17 protein-coding genes are annotated in these 17,979 nt (G+C 68.7%); 8 read left to right on the top strand and 9 right to left on the bottom strand.

Annotation, left to right across the window (positions count from 1 at the left end; genetic code table 11):
- Positions 1–2: 2 nt before the first annotated feature.
- A complete protein-coding gene (locus ASE27_RS03250; protein ID WP_056645706.1) occupies positions 3–1,148 on the bottom strand; it encodes a GNAT family N-acetyltransferase in 1,146 nt (381 codons plus the stop codon).
- Positions 1,145–2,290 (bottom strand): glycosyltransferase family 4 protein, encoded by a 1,146-nt coding sequence (locus tag ASE27_RS03245; protein WP_056645703.1) that lies wholly within the window; start codon positions 2,288–2,290, stop codon positions 1,145–1,147. The genes ASE27_RS03250 and ASE27_RS03245 overlap by 4 nt, the downstream gene beginning before the upstream one ends.
- A gap of 457 nt (positions 2,291–2,747) precedes the next feature.
- Between ASE27_RS03245 and ASE27_RS03240 the strand changes: the two genes are divergently transcribed.
- The 7 genes from ASE27_RS03240 (at position 2,748) to ASE27_RS03210 (ending at position 9,786) form a co-directional block, all read left to right on the top strand.
- A complete protein-coding gene (locus ASE27_RS03240) occupies positions 2,748–3,545 on the top strand; it encodes a glycosyltransferase family 4 protein (protein ID WP_369818980.1) in 798 nt (265 codons plus the stop codon).
- 65 nt (positions 3,546–3,610) lie between these two features.
- Positions 3,611–4,825, top strand: coding sequence for a polysaccharide ABC transporter ATP-binding protein (locus tag ASE27_RS03235; RefSeq protein WP_082608444.1), 1,215 nt, complete (start codon positions 3,611–3,613; stop codon positions 4,823–4,825).
- 2 nt (positions 4,826–4,827) lie between these two features.
- Entirely contained in the window at positions 4,828–5,646 is an 819-nt protein-coding gene (locus tag ASE27_RS03230; protein ID WP_056645694.1) for an ABC transporter permease, read from the top strand.
- Complete coding sequence (locus ASE27_RS03225; RefSeq protein ID WP_056645690.1) at positions 5,647–6,489, top strand: hypothetical protein; 843 nt, start codon at positions 5,647–5,649, stop codon at positions 6,487–6,489.
- Entirely contained in the window at positions 6,483–7,475 is a 993-nt protein-coding gene (locus ASE27_RS03220) for a glycosyltransferase family 2 protein (RefSeq protein ID WP_082608443.1), read from the top strand. The genes ASE27_RS03225 and ASE27_RS03220 overlap by 7 nt, the downstream gene beginning before the upstream one ends.
- 77 nt (positions 7,476–7,552) lie before the next feature.
- Positions 7,553–8,656, top strand: a complete 1,104-nt coding sequence (locus tag ASE27_RS03215) for a glycosyltransferase family 4 protein (protein ID WP_056645686.1) — start codon at positions 7,553–7,555, stop codon at positions 8,654–8,656.
- Positions 8,653–9,786: a GNAT family N-acetyltransferase gene (locus ASE27_RS03210; protein ID WP_056645683.1), complete on the top strand. Its 1,134-nt coding sequence runs from the start codon at positions 8,653–8,655 to the stop codon at positions 9,784–9,786. The genes ASE27_RS03215 and ASE27_RS03210 overlap by 4 nt, the downstream gene beginning before the upstream one ends.
- An 18-nt stretch (positions 9,787–9,804) precedes the next feature.
- On the opposite strand, the gene ASE27_RS03205 is transcribed toward ASE27_RS03210, so the two are convergent.
- The 6 genes from ASE27_RS03205 to ASE27_RS03185 form a co-directional block, all read right to left on the bottom strand.
- On the bottom strand, positions 9,805–10,071 hold the full coding sequence (locus tag ASE27_RS03205; protein ID WP_056645680.1) for an acyl carrier protein: 267 nt from the start codon (positions 10,069–10,071) through the stop codon (positions 9,805–9,807).
- Positions 10,068–11,321 (bottom strand): pyridoxal-dependent decarboxylase, exosortase A system-associated, encoded by a 1,254-nt coding sequence (locus ASE27_RS03200; protein ID WP_056645677.1) that lies wholly within the window; start codon positions 11,319–11,321, stop codon positions 10,068–10,070. Before ASE27_RS03200 ends, ASE27_RS03205 begins: the two co-directional genes overlap by 4 nt.
- Complete coding sequence (locus ASE27_RS03195; RefSeq protein WP_056645674.1) at positions 11,318–12,892, bottom strand: acyl-CoA ligase (AMP-forming), exosortase A system-associated; 1,575 nt, start codon at positions 12,890–12,892, stop codon at positions 11,318–11,320. Before ASE27_RS03195 ends, ASE27_RS03200 begins: the two co-directional genes overlap by 4 nt.
- A 25-nt stretch (positions 12,893–12,917) precedes the next feature.
- The gene (locus tag ASE27_RS03190; protein WP_056645672.1) at positions 12,918–13,841 is read right to left on the bottom strand and encodes a hypothetical protein; all 924 of its coding nucleotides are present in this window, start codon (positions 13,839–13,841) and stop codon (positions 12,918–12,920) included.
- On the bottom strand, positions 13,838–14,458 hold the full coding sequence (locus tag ASE27_RS19650; protein ID WP_162259211.1) for a hypothetical protein: 621 nt from the start codon (positions 14,456–14,458) through the stop codon (positions 13,838–13,840). The genes ASE27_RS03190 and ASE27_RS19650 overlap by 4 nt, the downstream gene beginning before the upstream one ends.
- A gap of 167 nt (positions 14,459–14,625) precedes the next feature.
- Positions 14,626–15,606: a glycosyltransferase family 2 protein gene (locus tag ASE27_RS03185; protein WP_056645670.1), complete on the bottom strand. Its 981-nt coding sequence runs from the start codon at positions 15,604–15,606 to the stop codon at positions 14,626–14,628.
- Positions 15,607–15,767: 161 nt separating this feature from the next.
- On the opposite strand from ASE27_RS03185, the gene ASE27_RS03180 reads away from it, so the two are divergent.
- On the top strand, positions 15,768–16,709 hold the full coding sequence (locus ASE27_RS03180) for a glycosyltransferase (protein WP_162259210.1): 942 nt from the start codon (positions 15,768–15,770) through the stop codon (positions 16,707–16,709).
- On the opposite strand, the gene ASE27_RS03175 is transcribed toward ASE27_RS03180, so the two are convergent.
- Positions 16,667–17,977 carry a polysaccharide pyruvyl transferase family protein gene (locus ASE27_RS03175; RefSeq protein WP_082608438.1) on the bottom strand — a complete coding sequence of 437 codons (1,311 nt, stop codon included), beginning with the start codon at positions 17,975–17,977 and terminating at the stop codon, positions 16,667–16,669. The two genes, ASE27_RS03180 and ASE27_RS03175, sit on opposite strands and share 43 nt — an antisense overlap.
- Between the last annotated feature and the right edge of the window lie 2 nt (positions 17,978–17,979).

The following is a 17,979-nucleotide window of genomic DNA, read 5'->3' as shown; positions in this document are numbered from 1 at the left end:
TCTCACCGCCTCGCGGCCACGCGGCCACGCTCGACCGTCCGGGCGATCCGCAGGGCAACGCGTCCCGAGGCGTTCGCCCCGTACACGATCTTGCCCACGGGCAGTCGGCCAGGGTAGAGCGCGGAGGCTTGTGGATAGGTCTGCGGGTTGGCGCTGGAGTCGAACTGAAGACCGCTCTGCTCCATGTGCCTTATCTCGGAGAGCCGCCCCAGGTTGCCGACGCCGAACCTCGAGAACCGCTCGTCGTAGGCGTCGCGCATCCCGAACCACCGGTCACCCGCGCGGAGATCGATGGTCGCGAACAGGGTGACGTTCCCCGCGCGCAGCTCGCCGACGAAGAGCTCGTCGGCGTCCCGCAGACTGTCCGTCACCTCGACGAGCCACCGTGCGCCGTCCGGACGCGTCGCCACTCCTTCTCCTCCGCGCGCGACGTCGCCCTTCCATCCCCGCTGCTCGAGCGCGATGAAGTCGACGATCGCTTGCGGGTCGTCCGAACGGTCGGACCAGGTGACGGGGCCGAGCTCCCGGGCCAGGCCGGACAACGACCGGTTGAGCGACTTGCGACGACTGCCCGACAGGTGCCCGAGCATCGTGGCATCGATCGCCACCGGCTGGCCCGACGCCGGCCGGTCGGTCGTCCCTGAGTCCGCGGAACCGTGCGCGGGCAGGACCGCCCCCCGTTCGCCCCGGTGCCGGACCAGCACGTTCGAGCCCCCGACGGCACCGACGAGGCCGTCCCACGCCGGACCGTCGAGCCGCTGCTGCTCGACGATGACGACGACGGGCGCCCCGTACGCCCCCCGGCCGACCTCAGCGAGGATCCCTCGCGACGCCTCGAGATGCCGCCCTCGCCGCAGCAGCGGCGTCTGGAGATCCACCACCGTGGAGCCGAGCGGAGGCCCTGTGCTGCGCACCACCACCCCTGTCCTCGAGCGCCTCTGGACGTACGGGAGGACGCCGCACAATCCGTCGTCGTCCCTGACGAGGACGACCCAGGGGTCGACGTCGGGACGCAGCCGACGGTGCGTGGTACGCAGGAAGTCGACGTCGAAGTAGGGGTTCGGTTCGACGGCGTCGGACGACAGCCCTCGCCACGCGTCCGCGTCCTGCGCACCGACGTCCGACAGCCGGACGGACTCCGACCTCACGATCCGCTCCCCACCCCGGAGCGGCGGTACTGCTCGACATAGTCTCCGGCGACCCGCTTCCAGCTGTAGCCTGCCGCACGGACCCTGCCCGCGTCTCCCAGGCGGTGCGCCAGGACGGGATCGTCCACTACCGCGGTGATCGCGGCGGAGAGGCGCACCGTGTCCTCCGGGTCGACCAGCAGGCCGTCGACCCCTGTCGTCACGAACTCCGGCGGCCCACCGTGCGTCGTCGCGATGACAGGGAGCCCTGCACGCCACCCCTCGAGGATCGCGATGCCGAACGCCTCCGCACGGCTGGCGACCACGAGCAGCTCCGCGCGGGACATGCACTCGACGACCTGGGGCCGGTCGAGCGCACCGGTGAACAGCGTCCGGTCGTCGATGCCCAGGTCGCCCACCAGCCTCTCCAGCCCGCGACGAGCCGGGCCGTCCCCTGCGATGACGAGTCCCACATCGTCGGGGAGCGACGCCGCGGCGAAGGCCTCCACCAGAAGATCCATGCCCTTGTTGTCGACGAGCCGACCGATACCCAGGACGTAGCGCCCCGGAAGCCCCGCAGGCGCAGCCCCCGCAGGCTCGTGCAGGTCGATGCCGTTGGGGATCACGACCACGTCAGCCGGATCGACGCCGTACGACGTGAGGTCGTCGGCGGCGTACCTGGAGCAAGCGGTCACCGCCGCGGCGTGGCGCAGGGACCGCCGGAGCGCAGCAGGAAGCAGCCTGGACGACTGGAAGACCCCGTCGGCATCACCGAACGTCTCGCCGTGCGTGGTGACGACGAACGGAACCCGGTACATGCTCGCCACGACCGACGCCCAGACACCGTTGGGGCCGAAGCAGTGCACGTGGAGCACGCGTGGCTCGTCGGCACGCATCGCCCGACGCCATGCGACGAGAGCTGACGGCGCCCGTCGCGCGAACGAGAGGACAGCACGTGGGGGGCGGGCGGGCAGCGGGCACGGCAGGTAGCGCACGACGATCCCGTCGACCTCGGAGGGAGCCCCCACGTCGCTCTGGTCGACGGCCCAGATCGCGACGGAGACCCCTTGCGCTCGCAGCTCCCGCGCAACGTTGAGCACGTGCTCCTCGACGCCTCCGAAGCGAGGGAGGAACGAGCTCGTCACCAGCACGACGTCGGTCATCGGTCAGGTCTCCACCTCGTCGTCCCGCGTCTCGGTCGGTAGCCAGCCGCCAAGCCACCCCAGGCCAGGAGCATACGTCGTCGGTCTGCGGGTGTGACCTCAGCGGGCAAGATTCACCCGTGCCGCCCGACCCCGATGAGAGAGAATCGTGGCCATGGCGTTGCACCGTCGGGCGCCCTGTGTCAAGAACCCGAGGAGCACCGTGCCGACACGGCTGACCATAGCCACTCTCGCTTCTGCTGCCCCGATGGGGGCGCAGGTCTACGAGGAGGAGATCGCGCGGCGGGCGCCGCACGTGGCCCCGGAGCTCGACGTCCGCCGGACCGTCGTCAGGAGCCTCCGGTCCGATCTGCCCGGGACTGATCGGCTGCCTGCGTGGGTCCTCGGTGCCGCCCCCTCCTCGGTGCGACGCGCTGCCGGACGGCTCGTCTATCCACGGAGCGGGCTCGTCCATCGGATGGGTCTCTCGCTCCCGCCCGCCCCCGGGCCGGAGGTCGTCACCATCCACGACACCGTCGCCTGGCGTTTCCCGGACGAAGGCACCCCCGAGCCGCACGCGGCCGTCGAGGCCCGACGCGCCGCCGCCGTCGTGTCCGTCTCTCGGTTCTCCGCCGACGACGTGGCCGAGCGCCTCGGGCTCGAGCACGTCGACGTCGTCCACAACGGCGTCGACGACGCGTTCTTCCACGCCGAGCCCCTGTCGAAGGACGACCTGGCGCGCCTCGGAGTCGACCGACCCTACGTGCTGCACGCGGGAGGCTCCTCGCAGCGCAAGAACCTCGACGGTCTCGCTGCGGCCTGGCGCCTCGTGGAACGCGCGGTCCCCGGCGCCCTGCTCGTGCTCTCCGGCCCGCCGTCGACGCGACGCGACGCGCTGTTCGGCCCCTCGCGGACGGCGACGCGCGTCGGAAGGGTGCCCTCACACCTCGTTCCGGGCCTGGTCGCCGGCGCACGCGCCGTCGTGGTGCCGTCGCTGTACGAGGGATTCGGGCTGCCTGCGATCGAGGCCATGGCCTGCGGGGTCCCGGTCGTCGCCGCCGACCGTTCTTCGTTGCCGGAGGTCTGCGGGGACGCCGCACTGCTCGTCGAGCCCGACGCCGACGGCATCGCCGAAGCACTGATCGCGGTGCTCCGGGGTGAGGCACCGGTCTCGGACATGATCGAGCGTGGTCGCGCCCGAGCGCGCCGCTTCACGTGGGAGGCGAGCGCGACCAAGCACGCCGAGATCTGGCGGCGCGTGCTGGCCGCCGCCTGACTCGGGAGCGCAATTCACCCCGTCCGCGGTGCTACGAACCCCGTCACTTGGCTATCGTTCCCTGTGTGTCCTCCTCCACTCCTGCGGTGCGTGTCGCCGGCCTCGGCAAGACCTATCGCATCGGTCTCTCGGGCGACCGTCCGACGACCGCCGTCGAAGCAGCGCTGCGCTGGGCACGCAATCCGGTCCGCCGCGGGTCGCACGAGCTGTTCGACGCGCTCGACGATCTGACGTTCGACATCCCGTGGGGCGAGGCGACCGGCATCATCGGACGCAACGGCGCCGGGAAGTCGACACTGCTCAAGGTCCTGACCAGGATCACTGCCCCGACACGCGGCCGGATCGAGCTCAACGGACGCATCGGGTCGCTCCTCGAGGTCGGGACGGGCTTCCACCCGGAGCTGACCGGCCGCGAGAACATCTACCTCAACGGCGCTCTGCTCGGGATGACGCGTGGAGAGATCCGGCGACACTTCGACGAGATCGTCGACTTCTCGGGAGTCGCGCAGTTCCTCGACACGCCCGTCAAGCGGTACTCCTCCGGGATGTACGTCCGCCTCGCCTTCTCCGTCGCGGCACACCTCGAGACAGAGATCCTGGCGATCGACGAGGTCCTGGCCGTGGGAGACGCCGAGTTCCAGGCGAAGTCGCTCGCGAAGATGCGCGACGTCGCGAAGGACGGACGAACCGTCCTGTTCGTGAGCCACCAGGTGCAGACGGTCACCGCACTGTGCACGTCGGCGATCTATCTCGACAAAGGACGCCTGGCGTACGAGGGCGACGTCGCGGGCGCGCTCGACCTGTACCGGCGCAGCTTCGAGAAGTTCGCCCTCGAGCAACGGGACGCCGGCACCCGGCCTGGATCGGGTGAGCTCCGGGCGATCGACGTGGAGATCGGCGAAGACCAGCTCGAGCCCGACGGGGAGAAGACGATCCTCGTCCGGGTCGGCGCCAACCCGAAGCTCATCGGGAGCTACTTCGTGTCCTGCCACATCAACGACGTCAACGGCAGCGTCCTCGTGCAGTGCGACTCACGCGTCGTCGGAGGGTGGTACGACGCCGCGACGGAGCACACCATCCGGCTGACCGTCCGGACGCCATGGCTCAAGCCCGGCCGCTACACCGTGGACGTCTTCGTCTGCAAGACCGGCGTCCTCGATGCCTGGGAGGGCGCAGCCGGCTTCGAGGTGCTCCCGCACAACCCGTACCCCGAGCTGGCCGGTGACGAGGCGCTGACCAAGGGGCTCGTCCTCGCCGACTTCGACTACAAGGAGGACTGACCGTGGTTCAGACCGTCATCACGCCGCCCGGCCGGTTCTCCGCGCCGAACCTGCGGGAGATGTGGAACGCCCGGGAGGTCCTCTATCGGTTCGGTATGCGAGACATCGTCCTGCGCTACCGCCAGACTGCCGTCGGCGTCGTGTGGGTCCTGCTGCAACCGCTCGTCTCCGCAGGCATCTTCTCCATCGTCTTCGGCCAGGTCGCGGGGCTGTCGAGCGACGGAAAGCCCTACTTCATCTTCAGCTTCGTCGGGATGCTCGCCTGGAACCTGTTCTCCCAGGTGCTGAACCGTTCGGCCGGCTCCATGGTCGGGAGCCAGGCGCTGATCTCCAAGGTGTACTTCCCGCGCATCCTCGTCCCCCTGTCGGGGATCCTCTCCGTCTTCGTCGACTTCGTCATCGCGCTCGGGCTCTGCATCGTGCTGCTGTTCGTCTACGGCATCAATCCTGGCTGGCCTGTGCTGCTCCTTCCCCTCTGGGCAGTCCTGATCGCCCTCCTGGGCGCGGGACTAGGGCTGGCGGCATCAGCGATCATGGTCAGATACCGTGACGTGGCCTACGTGCTGCCCTGGCTCGTCCAGACCCTCATGTTCGCGTCGCCCGTCGCGTACTCGGTGAGCGACGTCCCGTCGAACCTCACCACGCTGTTCAACCTCAACCCGCTCGCATGGTTCCTCGACCTGTTCCGCTGGTCGCTGCTGGGAACCCCCGCACCCGAGCCGTGGAAGTTCGTCGGCGCCGTCGTCGTCTCGCTCGTGGTGCTCACGTGGGGCATGTTCGTGTTCCAGAAGTTCGAGCGCGAGTTCGCGGACGTGATCTGAGTGCGCCTCCACGCGTACGTGCTGGCTGCCGACCCGGCGTTCCTCGCCCAGAGCGTGCAGTCCTACTACGACGTGGTGGACCGGATCGTCGTGTCGTACGACGTGGACGGTCTGTCGTGGACGGGTACCCCGATCCCCGTCGAGCAGTGCCTGGAGATCCTGCGAGCCATCGACACCGAGGACAAGTGCGTGTTCGTCCCGGGGGCGTTCGCCCGCCTCGGCCACGAACCCCTCGACAACGACACGTACCAGCGCCAGACCGCGCTGGACCTCGCGTCCGACGGCGCGGACTGGGTGCTCCAGCTCGACACCGACGAGGTGCTCCCGTCGTCAGCCCCGCTGGTGTCGGCCATCCGGTCGGCCGAGGCGTCGGGCCACGGTGGCGTCGACTACCCTGCGCGGTGGCTCTACGCCCGCGTCGGCCCTGGTACCTACCTCGAGGCCAGCACCCGATCAGGCCGCCCGGCCGCGAGCTTCCCCGGACCGCTCGCTGTCCGGTCCGGGACCACGCTCCGACACTGCCGGCAGGCAGACGTACCGCTCTTCCGCGTCGACCTGCGGCCGTGGAACACCGACCCTTTTCACCCGCGGACGGCCACGGTCCACGAGGTCGTGGGCCATGAGGACGCGGTGATCCACTACAGCTGGGTCCGCTCCGACGAGACCATGCGTCGCAAGTTCGGCTGGTCGGGACACACGGCCGTGTACTCGCGGCCCGCCGTCTACGACGCCTGGGTCCGTCGTGCACGACACCCTCGACTCACCGCCCTCACGAGCCCTCTCCGCTCCCGAGACTGGTACCGCGTCACGCACGCTCCTGACCACCTGGAGGGCGAATGGTGAACCCTTCTGTGTCGGTCGTCATCATCACCTACGCTCGCCCGCACTTCGTGGGTGAATGCCTGCGCCACCTTGCCGCCCTGCGGACGGCGCCCCACGAGGTGCTCGTGGTCGACGCCTCCCCGGACCCTCGCACCCGCACCCTCGTGAGCGAGGACTTCCCGGACGTGCGATACCTACGCAATGACCTCGGGCCGGGCACGATGCCCGAGTCACGGCAGATCGGGCTGCTGCAGGCGACCGGAGACGTCGTCGCGTTCATCGACGACGACGCGTACGTCGACCCCGACTGGCTCGACGAGCTCGTCCGGCCCTATGCAGACCCGAGCGTCGGCGGTGTCGGTGGGCGTGCCTCGAACGGGATCGACGGCGAGGAGTCGCGAGGGCTCGACCTGATCGGGCGCTTCCTCCCGGACGGGCGGCTCACCGGGTACTTCGGAGCCGATCCGGGACGTTCGATCGACGTCGATCACCTCCTGGGCGCGAACATGTCGTTCCGTCGGTCCACGCTCCTCGCCCTGGGCGGCATTCGTGGCAACTACCCCGGTACCTGCCTGTGCGAGGAGTCGGACATCTCGCTGCGCGTCCGACGATCGGGCCACCGCCTGGTGTTCGCGCCGACAGCCGTGGTGCGGCACGTCGCGGCCCCGTACCAGACCGGTGGACAGCGGTTCGACCGGAGATACCTCTACTACGCCCGGCGCAACCACGTGGTGCTCCTTGCGCGCGTGTTCGGTTTCCGCGCCCCGGTGCTGCGACGATACGTCCTGACCGCTCTCCGAGAGCAGCGTGACTACCTGCGGACGACCTACCGGTTGGTCCGCGGGCGGCCCGACCACGAGGGGGTCGTCCCCTCGAGACGGCGCCGGCTGACCGCCCCGGTCGTGCTCACCCGCTCGCTCGTGGAGGTCGTCGGTCTGGGCGCCGGGTTCCCCGCCGCGCTCGTCGCCCGACGGCGGGACCGCGCCGAGGGGGTGTCGACGCCGTGAGTCGAGGGGGTGCGGTTCTCGGACACACGCATCTCCTCACTCCGGGGGACCACTACTCTCCACGGACCGGCAGTGCCGTGCCCACCGTGGTGCACGGCCTGTGCGGTGCGACACCCACCTCCGCACCCCGCCCACGCGTCCTCGTCGCCCGGGGCACCTACTCCGAACGCTACGACAGTGCCGAGAGCGTCGAGTACCCGCTGCGCCCCGGGCGACGGACAGACCGGTACCTCGACCTCGCGCTCGCGCGTACTCTGGCCGTGCGCCCGGCGGCGCGCGCCACCCTGCGACCGGCGCTCGCGGCGCAGTCGGACTGGGATCCCACAGTGTTCTTCGCCCACAACCTGCCGCAAGCCGTCCCCTTGATCGACGCCGACCGGCACGCGCCCGTCCTCTACGCTCACAACCAGCTGCTGCGCACGTACGACCGGCGCGAGGCCCGTCGCACGCTCGGCCCCGCCGCCGCGATCGTCGCGGTGAGCGACTACCTGGCCGAGGCGTTGTCCTCGCACCTGCCTCCTGAGCTTCGTGACCGGGTCGTCGTGGTGCGTAACGGGGTCGACGCGGAGACGTTCGCGCCCCGGACGCGGACCGACGACGGTGTGCTGCGGGTCGTCTTCGTCGGGCGGACGATCCCCGAGAAGGGCCCCGACGTCCTCGTCGACGCGGTGGTGCGGCTCGGACGCCCCGACGTCCACCTCCTCGTCGTCGGGAGTGCGGGCTTCGACCCCGAGGCCCCTCTCACCGACTTCGAGACCAGCCTGAGACGCGCGGCCAACCCGGGCGGGGCACGAGTCGTCTTCCGTCGCTTCGTTGATCGTCCCGGGGTCGTCGACGTCCTGCGTGAAGCAGACGTCGCGGTCGTCCCGTCGCGATGGCCCGACCCCTGCCCGCTCACCGTGCTCGAAGGCATGGCCGCGGGCGCGGCCGTCGTCGGCTCCGCGACAGGCGGGATCCCCGAGACCGTCCGCGGAGCGGGAGTCCTGGTCACGCCGGGAAGCGTCGACGCCCTGGCACAGGTGATCGAGGGACTCGCCGACTCGCCCGAGGAGGTCGCTCGTTGGAGCGACGCAGGCATCGCCCGCGCACGCTCCAGGACGTGGTCGGCGGTTCGCGACGAGCTCGACGACCGTCTCGCGCCATTCGTCGGACAGGGACCGGTCGACAGGAGAACAAGATGAACAGCAAGATCATCGACGTCTCGGCCCTGTCGTCGGACGACCTCGAGCGATGGCGCGCGCTCGCGGAGGACGTCGTGGAACCCAACGTCTTCTACGAACCCGAGTTCCTCCTTCCGACGCACCAGCACTTCGGCGAGGGGCGAGGCATCCGGGTCGTGGTGGCCCTGTCACCGGACGGATCGTGGCTGGCCGTGCTGCCGTTCGAGTCGGTCCCGGGAGATACGCAGTGGCCGTTCGCCCACGCGAGCAACGCGGGTCCGAGCCTCTACGAGTACACCTCGCTCGGCACGCCTCTCCTGCGCGGTGACCCGGCGGAGTCTGCACGTGCGCTCCTGGAAGCCTTGGTCGCGAACAGATCGGCTCTCGGCCGCGTCTTCACGTTCCACCTCGTCACGACGACCAGGCCGGGGGGCCGTGCCCTCCTCGACGAGATCACGCGCCGGCGTTGCGCCGTCCACGTGTGGGGCTCCTCGGAACGCGCCGCGGTGGTCGCGGCGGACCGCCGTCCGACCAGCTGGCAGGACCTCGTCTCGACCAAGCGTGCCCAGGTACTCCGGCGACGCCTGCGCCAGCTCCGGGACGCCCTGGGCGGTGACGAGCAGCACCCGGTCGCACTCGTCCGCTCGTCGCAGGACGTCGACACCTACCTCGCCTTCGAGCTGGGATCCTGGAAGGGCGGCGACGACGGGCCAGCGTTCGCACGACGCGACGGAGGTGCGGAATGGTGGCGAACCGTGTTCGAGGGCTTCAGCGCACGTGGCGACGGACATCTCCTCGAGCTCACCGTCGATGGCGGGCAGACTGCCTACATGGGAACGTTCCTCAGCTCGGGTCGGAGCGTCTTCTGCATGTACGACGCATACGCCCCGGCTTTTAGCTCGTTCTCGCCCGGCTCCCTCGGACGTCTGCTGGTCAACGAGCACTTCTCGGTCTCGGGGGCCTACGACCTCCTCGACACCTGCATGGATCCCTCCCGCTATCCCGACCAGACACGGCACTTTCCCGACCGGGTCAGCACCGTGTCACTGACGGTCGCACTCGGCCCATGGCCCGTCCACGAAGCGCTCAGGCTGCGGACCACGGCTGGGCGTGCGGTGCATCGCCTCCGTGACCGGCTGCGCCAGGACTGAGCTCGCGGCCGGAGAACGTCAGGACGTGAGCGACTCGACCAACCGTGCCAGCGAGCCGATGGTCAGGAACGCATCCCCGGTCACGAAGTCGTCGTCGATCGTGATCTCGAACCGATCCTCGAGGGAGGCGATGAGGTCCAGGACCGCGAGCGAGTCCAGCTCGGGCATCGCGCCGAAGAGCTCGGTCTCGGCGTCCAGGCTCGCTGCCCGGTCGGCGATGCCCAACGTCGAGACGATCACTTCGACGACACCGTCCAGAGTCGAACCCGCACCCGAATCACTCATGACGTCTCCTTTGCTGGTGCATCTCCGACGAGGACCTCGACGGCCTCGGGGTGGCTGAGGAAAGCTGTGGGACTCGCTGTCAGGCCGTAGGCCCCGGCCTGGAAGACAACCACGAGGTCGCCTTCCGTCGCAAGCGGGAGCTCGACCCGGTCCCCTAGCAGGTCGAGCGGGGTGCATGACTTGCCCACGACGTTCGTCGGCACCCTGGGTACTTCGCCCATCCTGTTGCCGACCGCCAGGGGGTAGTTCCTCCGGATCACCTGACCGAAGTTGCCTGACGCGGCGAGCTGATGATGCAGTCCACCGTCGACGACCAGGAAGGTCTGACCGCGCGACTCCTTCCGATCGATCACGCGGGTCACGTAGACCCCCGCCTCGCCCACCAGATAGCGACCGAGCTCGATGACCGGCTGCGCCTCGGGCAGGGCCAGCCCCAGTCGATCGACGGCGGCGGCAAGCCCCGCACCGACCGCCTCGAGATCGAGCGGCGAGTCCTTCTCGAAGTAGGGGATCCCGAAGCCGCCGCCCAGGTTGACGTAGCGGACGGGGTCGACGCAGCCGGCCGCGAGCTCGATGACGAGATCGACGGTCCGTCGCTGGGCGTCGGCGAGAACCTCGGCGCTCAGGTTCTGAGACCCGGCGAAGACGTGGAACCCGAGCAGGTCGACGTCGGCGTCCCCGAGCCACCGCAACAGGTCGGGCACCGCCTCTGCGTCGACACCGAACTGCTGCGCACCACCACCCATGCGCATGCCGGACCCCTTGACCACGAAGTCCGGGTTGACCCGCACAGCGACGCGAGGACGGATCCCCAGGGCGCTCCCGGTCTCGGCGACCCGCACCGCTTCACCTCGCGACTCGAGCTCGATCGTCGCGCCCGCGGCCACGGCCTGCGCGAGCTCCTGGCGAGACTTGCCCGGTCCCGCAAAGCTGACGCGTGAAGCGGGGACGGTCGTGTCGAGCGCCGTGCGCAGCTCGCGCCCTGATGCGACGTCAAAACGGTCCACCACCTGCGCCAAGGCCTGGACGACCGGGACGAACGGGTTGGCCTTCACCGCATAGCTGAGCTGTGCCGAGGGGGGAATCGCGTCGCGGACCCGCGAGACACGCTCGAGGAGACGCTCCCGGTCGTACGCGAAGTACGGCGTGGACCCCACGCGCTGGGTCAGTCTCGCAAGGGGGACTCCCCCGACGACCAGCTCCCCGTCCTGAGTCCTGTAGGAGCCGATCACCCGTTCATGGCCATTCATGATGCATGCACCTCTCGCAGCGTCGCCCGGTCGAACTTTCCGTTCGGGCCTCGTGGCACCTCCTCGACCACGACGACCTGCGACGGCACCATGTAGCGCGGAACCTCCTTGCGCACGGCAGCGAGGAGCCGCTCGACGTCGACGACGGATCCCTCGGGAGCCGTCACCACGAGCAGGATCGACTGGCCGAGGTCGTCGTCGGGGATACCCAGCGCAACGGCATCGCCGACCAACCGTGTCGCGTAAGCCACCTCCTCGATCTCGGTGGGACTCACTCGGTAGCCGGAAGTCTTGATCATCTCGTCCGCGCGGCCCACGAAGTAGAGGAAGCCGTCGTCGTCGGTGCGCACCAGGTCACCCGACCAGACGGCGATCTCGGGCGCACCCCACCCCGTGCGGCTGCCCGGGACCGGCCTGAACCTCTCCGCGGTGCGCACCGGATCGTTCCAATAGCCCAGCGCGACCAGGGCACCACGATGCACGAGCTCACCGACCTCCCCAGGGCCGGCGAGGGAGCCGTCCGGCGCCACCACCAGGATCTCTGCGTTGGGGATGGCCCTGCCGATCGAGTCCGGGCGCCTGTCGACCTCATCGGGATCGAGATAGGTCGAGCGGAATGCCTCGGTCAACCCGTACATGAGGAACGGCGCCGCCGACGGGAAGGCCGAGCGCAGCCGGTCCAGGACGGTTCGCGGCAGGCGCCCGCCTGTGTTCGCAAAGTAGCGAAGTGTCCGACCCGCCTGTGCCCACTCCTGATCGGCGATCTGCCGCCACAGCGGAGGCACGCAGGTCAGTCCCGTGACACCGTGCTGTGCACACAGCTTCACGACGTCCCGCGGGAGGAGGTAGTTCGTCAGGACGACGTGCGCTCCCGCCGCCAGGCCCGTTGTGAGCTGGCTGAGCCCCGCGTCGAAGCTGAAGGGCAGCACGGCCAGGAGGACGTCGTCCGGCCCGTTGTGCAGGTAGGCATTCACACTGTCGGCCCCGGCCAGGAGGTTGCGATGAGTGAGGGCGACCCCCTTGGGCCCACCCGTGCTCCCCGAGGTGTAGAGGATCGCTCCGAGGTCGAGGTCGATCGACTGGACCGGTGCCGCGCTCTGCTCGCCCGGACCATCGGGGGCGGTCAGGACGTCCCACGGGACGGCGTCCGCCCCCGATCCCTCCTCGTGGGTCGCGGCACCCACGAGCACGACATGACGCAGCGACGAGACCTCCGCGCGTGTCGCTTTCAGAGCCCTCCACCGGTCCGCGGAGGTCACGAGGATCGTCGCACCGCTGTCCCGGAGGATGTGCTCGACCTGGCGGGCCTTGAGGACAGGGTTGATCGGCACGAAGGCAAGGCTGGCGGCCGAGGCGCCGAGAATCGTCGTGACGAGCTCGTGGCGCTTCTCCAGGAACACTGCCACGCGCGCACCTCGCTCAGCTCCGAGGCGGGCGAGCCCGCGTGCCACGCTCAGCGCTGTGCGGCGGAGCTCGCCGTAGGTCGATGTCGACTCGCGGTACGTGATCGCGGGCGCGTCCGGGTCCCGCTCCGCCGCGAGCTCGACAAGGTCGAAGAGTGTCGTGAGCACGCGGTGCGCTCCCCTCCTGGGCTGCTCAACCATTCGACTCGGGAGAGCCGACGGTACGCTCGATGAACATCAGCTCGCTGTAGAGGTAGTCGATCGCTTCGGCGGGGAACCCCTCGCTGCGGTACATCCGATCCAGCCTGATACCAGCGGGCTTGGAGAACCTCGGGTGGAAACCCGCAACTCGTTCCTCGACCAGTGTGAAGAGTCGCCCGTAGCGGAACAGGAACCAGCTGAAGACCCGCGGACCCACGATCCTGAAGATGTCCCGGTCGCTCACGTGCAGGATCGCGACGACCCCGCGCTGTCTCAGCGCGACCATGACTCGGCCGAGCGCCAGGTCCGGGTAGGCCCGGTACGCGACGTAGCACGGCTTGCCGTCGGCGACGACGACCAGATGCTCGAGCCTGTCGATCTCTCGATGATCGAGATACTGTTGGAGCACAGCCCCCGTGAGCAGGCTCTCGATCTCCGTGGGCCGGTTGACGAAACGGATCCTGCGTCGCAGTGACCCCCACGGCACGTTCGGGACACGCTGCCCGACCTGACTCAGCGACTCGAACCCGACGCGTTCGTTGATCCGGACCACCTTGGGGCTCGGCGAGACGTCGGTGAACACGTCGTGGTCCTGCGCCAGGAGCGCACGGAGCAGCCTGAGGCTGGCGATCCGGTGGTCCTCGTGGACGACCCACGTCGCCAGGTTGCAGACGCTGAGGTCTCGTCCATCCACTGATCGGGTGGAGTAGTAGGCGAGATAGGCGCCGACGACCTGCCCCGCACTTCGAAGCAGGTACCCGTGGTTCGGAGCAGCACGGGTCCAGGACGGAGCAATGGTTCTCTGCCAGTCCTCGGCGGTGAGGCCCTCATGAGTGTTCTCTTGGAGGAACCGAGCAACCTCAGTGACGTTCTCCGCTCCGATCCGTTCAACGTCAGCGCGAGCCTGGCCGCTCATCGGGCATCACGTTCTGCAGGTGCCGGCCGTCCACCGCGAACGCCTTGGAGGACCAACGCTGAGAAGTCGTCAGTACCCAGGTCATGTGCACCGTAGCGTGCGAAGTTCGGCGTGAGGCTTCCGCAGTCGATGACGTCCCATTCATCTCCCAGAGCGTCGACGGCCGCTGCCATCACCACAGCCCCCGCACCGCTCTCGGAGTGGAACATGCTAATGATCCCGAAAGTCCTTCCGACCTCGATCCCCCAGATGCCGGCCACCAGTTCATCATCGCGATATGCGGCAAGGTTTCGCACGTATCCTGCAGTTTCGACGCGCCCCCACGCTTCGACGACCGGGGCGACGATCCATGTGCGGGGACGGTCTGCGCACCCAGCGATCACGGGTGACAGTGGCGCATCCATGTCCACGACATACTCACCTCGACGCTGGTAGGTCCGCACCCTCTTTGGCACGTGAGCTGTGTCGATATCGATGATCGCTCGCGGCGATACGTAGCGGAAGATGGCCTCGGGCTGGGCATCGCCGCCACGTCCCATGAGAACGAAGCCGCGAACATACTGTGCGACGACGTCTGAGGGAGTGATGGGTGCCAGCGGCGTGAGCTCCTCAGTCACATGAGCGATAGTCATGCGTCGATCTCTCGTCGACTCCACTGCCCACGCCGCGAGCCGCGGAGCCCCGAGCAGTTTGGTGACAACACCGACCGTCGCACGGCCGACGTGCCCACCCAGTCCTCGTCCAACGTCGCGAATTCGCTGATGCTGCTCCCACGTCAGGACCCTCACAGCTCGGCCTCGCTCGTGGGGGACGGGCGGAACGCACCCACGTAGCGTCCCTTGGTGAGTCGGATCACGTTCCTCTTCACGTCAAAAGGAAAGAAGCGCCAGTTCGGGACGGTCCATCGGCGGACCACGACACCCACCGCGAGTGCACGCTGGATGACGGAGGCCGGCGCAGCGGCGGCCTCGACGATCATCCGATGATTGAGGTACCACTGGGGAAAGGCGACCGGTCTGCGCCAATCGGGCGCGTACGTCCGGACCTGGTCGAGTACGTCGCCCCCCTGAACCTTGTTGGTCTGTGCGTCGTGGCGTCGTGAGACGAAGAGCTGCTCAGGGACCTGGATCCACGGTGCACGCATCGCCATCTTGACGCCCAGAGCCACATCGCCGCCGTAGTAGCCGGGCAGGCCACCCATCTCTCGAAGGACGTTCGTTCGCATCAACCCGCCGAATCCGATCACCTGGTACACGTGCCGTGCGAGGAAGAGATCGACCCGAGAGGCCGGCGAGCGGTGCACGAAGTCGAGCCCTAGGTCATCCATCTCCCCGACCGGGACGTCGTCGACGTCCACGAGGAGGACACGAGAGAAAGCGATTGTCGCATCTCGGTGCTCGTCGAGTGCGTCCCGACACCTGCGCAGGTGGTCCGGTCGAACCACGTCGTCGGCACCGTTCCACATGAAGTAGGGGGCTCGGGCCTTCGCGAGCACCCGGTTCCAGTTCCAGGGGACTCCACGGTTCTCGGTGCTGCGCAGGACGACGAACCGTGGGTCGTCCTGCGCGAACTTCTCGGCGATCGTCAGAGTGCCGTCGGTCGAGCCGTTGTCGGACACGATGACCTCGATGTCAGCGAGGTTCTGCTCCTGCAACGCGACGAGAGTCCGCTCCAGGAAGCGTTCGCCATTGTAGACGGGGACTCCCACGGAGACGGACGGCACAGCGTGCAGCCGGGGGGACTCGGGATCCACGGAGAGCTCCATCGGTCGCGGGCAGGTGGTCGACACTCACGAGCCTAGGGCAGCGACCTCCTCCGGACACCACGGTGACCGGGCGAAATACCGACCGTCCGATGTTCTTCCGGGGCTCGCTCCGGCAGAATCGACAGGTGAACCGTCGTCGCCGCCCTCACCTTGGAGAGAGAGTGATCGAACATCCTCCCGGCGCATCCGTGACACCGCGCGTGAGCGTGGTCGTCGCGACGGACCGAGGAGGTCCCTACCTCGCCGAGGCGCTCGAGTCCATCGATCGGCAGACCTTTCGCGAGGTGGAGACGATCCTGGTGGACGACGGCTCGAAGGCACCCGACGAACTCCGGGCCATCACGGACCAGTTCCCCGACGTGCGAGTGCTCCGCCAGCAGAACGCCGGAGTCTCGGTCGCACGCAACTACGGGGTCTCCGTGTCCAAGGGCGACCTCCTCGTCTTCCTCGACGACGACGACCGCTGGGAACCCGAACGCATCGCGCGCCAGGTCACCGCCCTCGATGCCGATCCTGGAGCAGTGCTGTCGTACTGCGGGATGCGGACGATCGACGCGGACGGTCACGAGCTCCTCGCTGCCGACCAGCGCCAGGTCAGCGACATCCACGAGGTGCTTCGCCGCACGACCGGGATCATCCTCCCGAACGTCATGATCCGCCGGGAGACGTTCCTGCGGATCGGTGGCTTCCACCCATCGTTCCGTCGCGCCCAGGACCTCGACCTGGTCCTCAAGGCCGCGCTCGAGGGCGACTTCCTGTTCGTCGACGAGACGCTCGTGGACTACCGGTTCCACGGAGCGAACAACACACGGCGCCACCGTGAACTGTGCCGCAGCATCGACCACGTCGTCAGCCTGCACCTGTGGAACGCTCGGGAGCGAGGACGCGACGACCTCGTACCGGACTACGAGGCGAGCCTCGAGGCGAACGACCGGTTCGCGGCGTGGAGCTCGGCCCGGGCAGCCAGACGGCTCCTCGCCGAGCGCCGACCCGGTCCAGCACTCGGCGAACTCGCCTGGGCTGCCCGGTTCGCACCGGGCGCACCCGTGTCGTGGGTTCGTCAGAGGCTCGGGCGGACCGGGCGCCGGACACCGACTGTCTGACCTGACCGGCCGCCCGAACGGTCCCGGTTCCATCTCTCGAGGAGGTCGTCGAGCTCGCGAAGCTCGTCCTGGGCGCTCGCTTCGAACCGCAGCGTGGTCGAAGAGACCTTCGACCGCACTCCTTCCAGCTCCATGACGACGCGCTCGACGAGCGTCGTGAGCGCCTGCCCGTCCAAGCCACGCGCCTCGATGACCAGGTCGGACAGCTCCGCCTCGCCCATCAGGCTGCGGACCTTGACCCGGTCTGCCACCGCGACGACCCCCGTGCGGGCGAGAAACGCTGCAACCAGGCTGTGGAACCTCGAGCAGACGACCACGTCGACATCAACGAGCAGGTTGACCGTCTCGTGCAGTGCAGGGGTCCCCCAGACGTCCAGGCGACGTCGGGTCTCCTCCACGCCCACGCGCTCCTCCACGGCGTTGACGAGCGCATCCACGACCGGGCCGTCCGCACGGTCCCCCCCGAAGACCGCGACCGTCCCTGTCGGGATCAGTTGTGCGACGAGCGTCGCGAGCGCCTGCACGTACTCCGTCCCGGCGAGCTCCTCGGCGCCTCCTGGTCCGAGCCAGGGAAAGCGCATCACCCCGATCGCTACACGCGGCTGGTCCCGCTCGACAGGTGGGGCGTGGTCCGGCAGGGCCGTCGCGAAAACGAGGTCGGTGGTGACACGGTCGTCGTCCTGCGCACCGTGCATGCCGACGAGGGCATCCTTGCTCGCCGCGTCACGGAAGGAGCGATACTCCGCATGTCGCAGGGAGCGGACGACGAGAAATCGCTGTACGGAGCGGTCCATCGACGTACCACCGATCGCGACGGTCGCGAAATGGTGACGGCGATGGCTGCTGGTCAGGGCCAGGAGGTAGAAGCCCACGGCTCCGATCAACCCCCCGGCCGCGGCCGTCGCCTCCGCCTCGAAGATGCCCCCACCGGTGATGACCATGGCATCGAACTGCCGAGCGATCGTCCAGTCGTGGCCGAGCTGACGCACCGACTGCCAGCGTCGATGGACAGCGCGACCGACCCTCGTCCGCCCGCGCTCCTCGACGGGCTCTCCGAGCGTCATGAGCGGCAGGTGATCAATGGAGGTCGACGGAGTGGTCTCGTCGGCGTACGACACGAGTACGACCTCGACGTCGTCGTGATGGCTGCGTACGTGCTCCGCCACGACACGTGCCGTCGCGTCGTTCCCGATGTTCCCGGTGCCGAAACCTCCATAGAGCCCGACCTTCAGCGGTTCGTTCCCGCCGACCTTCGACCGTCGTGCCATCG

Source organism: Oerskovia sp. Root918 (assembly GCF_001428945.1).
In the GTDB taxonomy this organism is placed as follows: domain Bacteria; phylum Actinomycetota; class Actinomycetes; order Actinomycetales; family Cellulomonadaceae; genus Oerskovia; species Oerskovia enterophila.
Note: the sequence above shows the minus strand (reverse complement) of the source record. Positions and strands in the feature narration are given on the sequence as shown.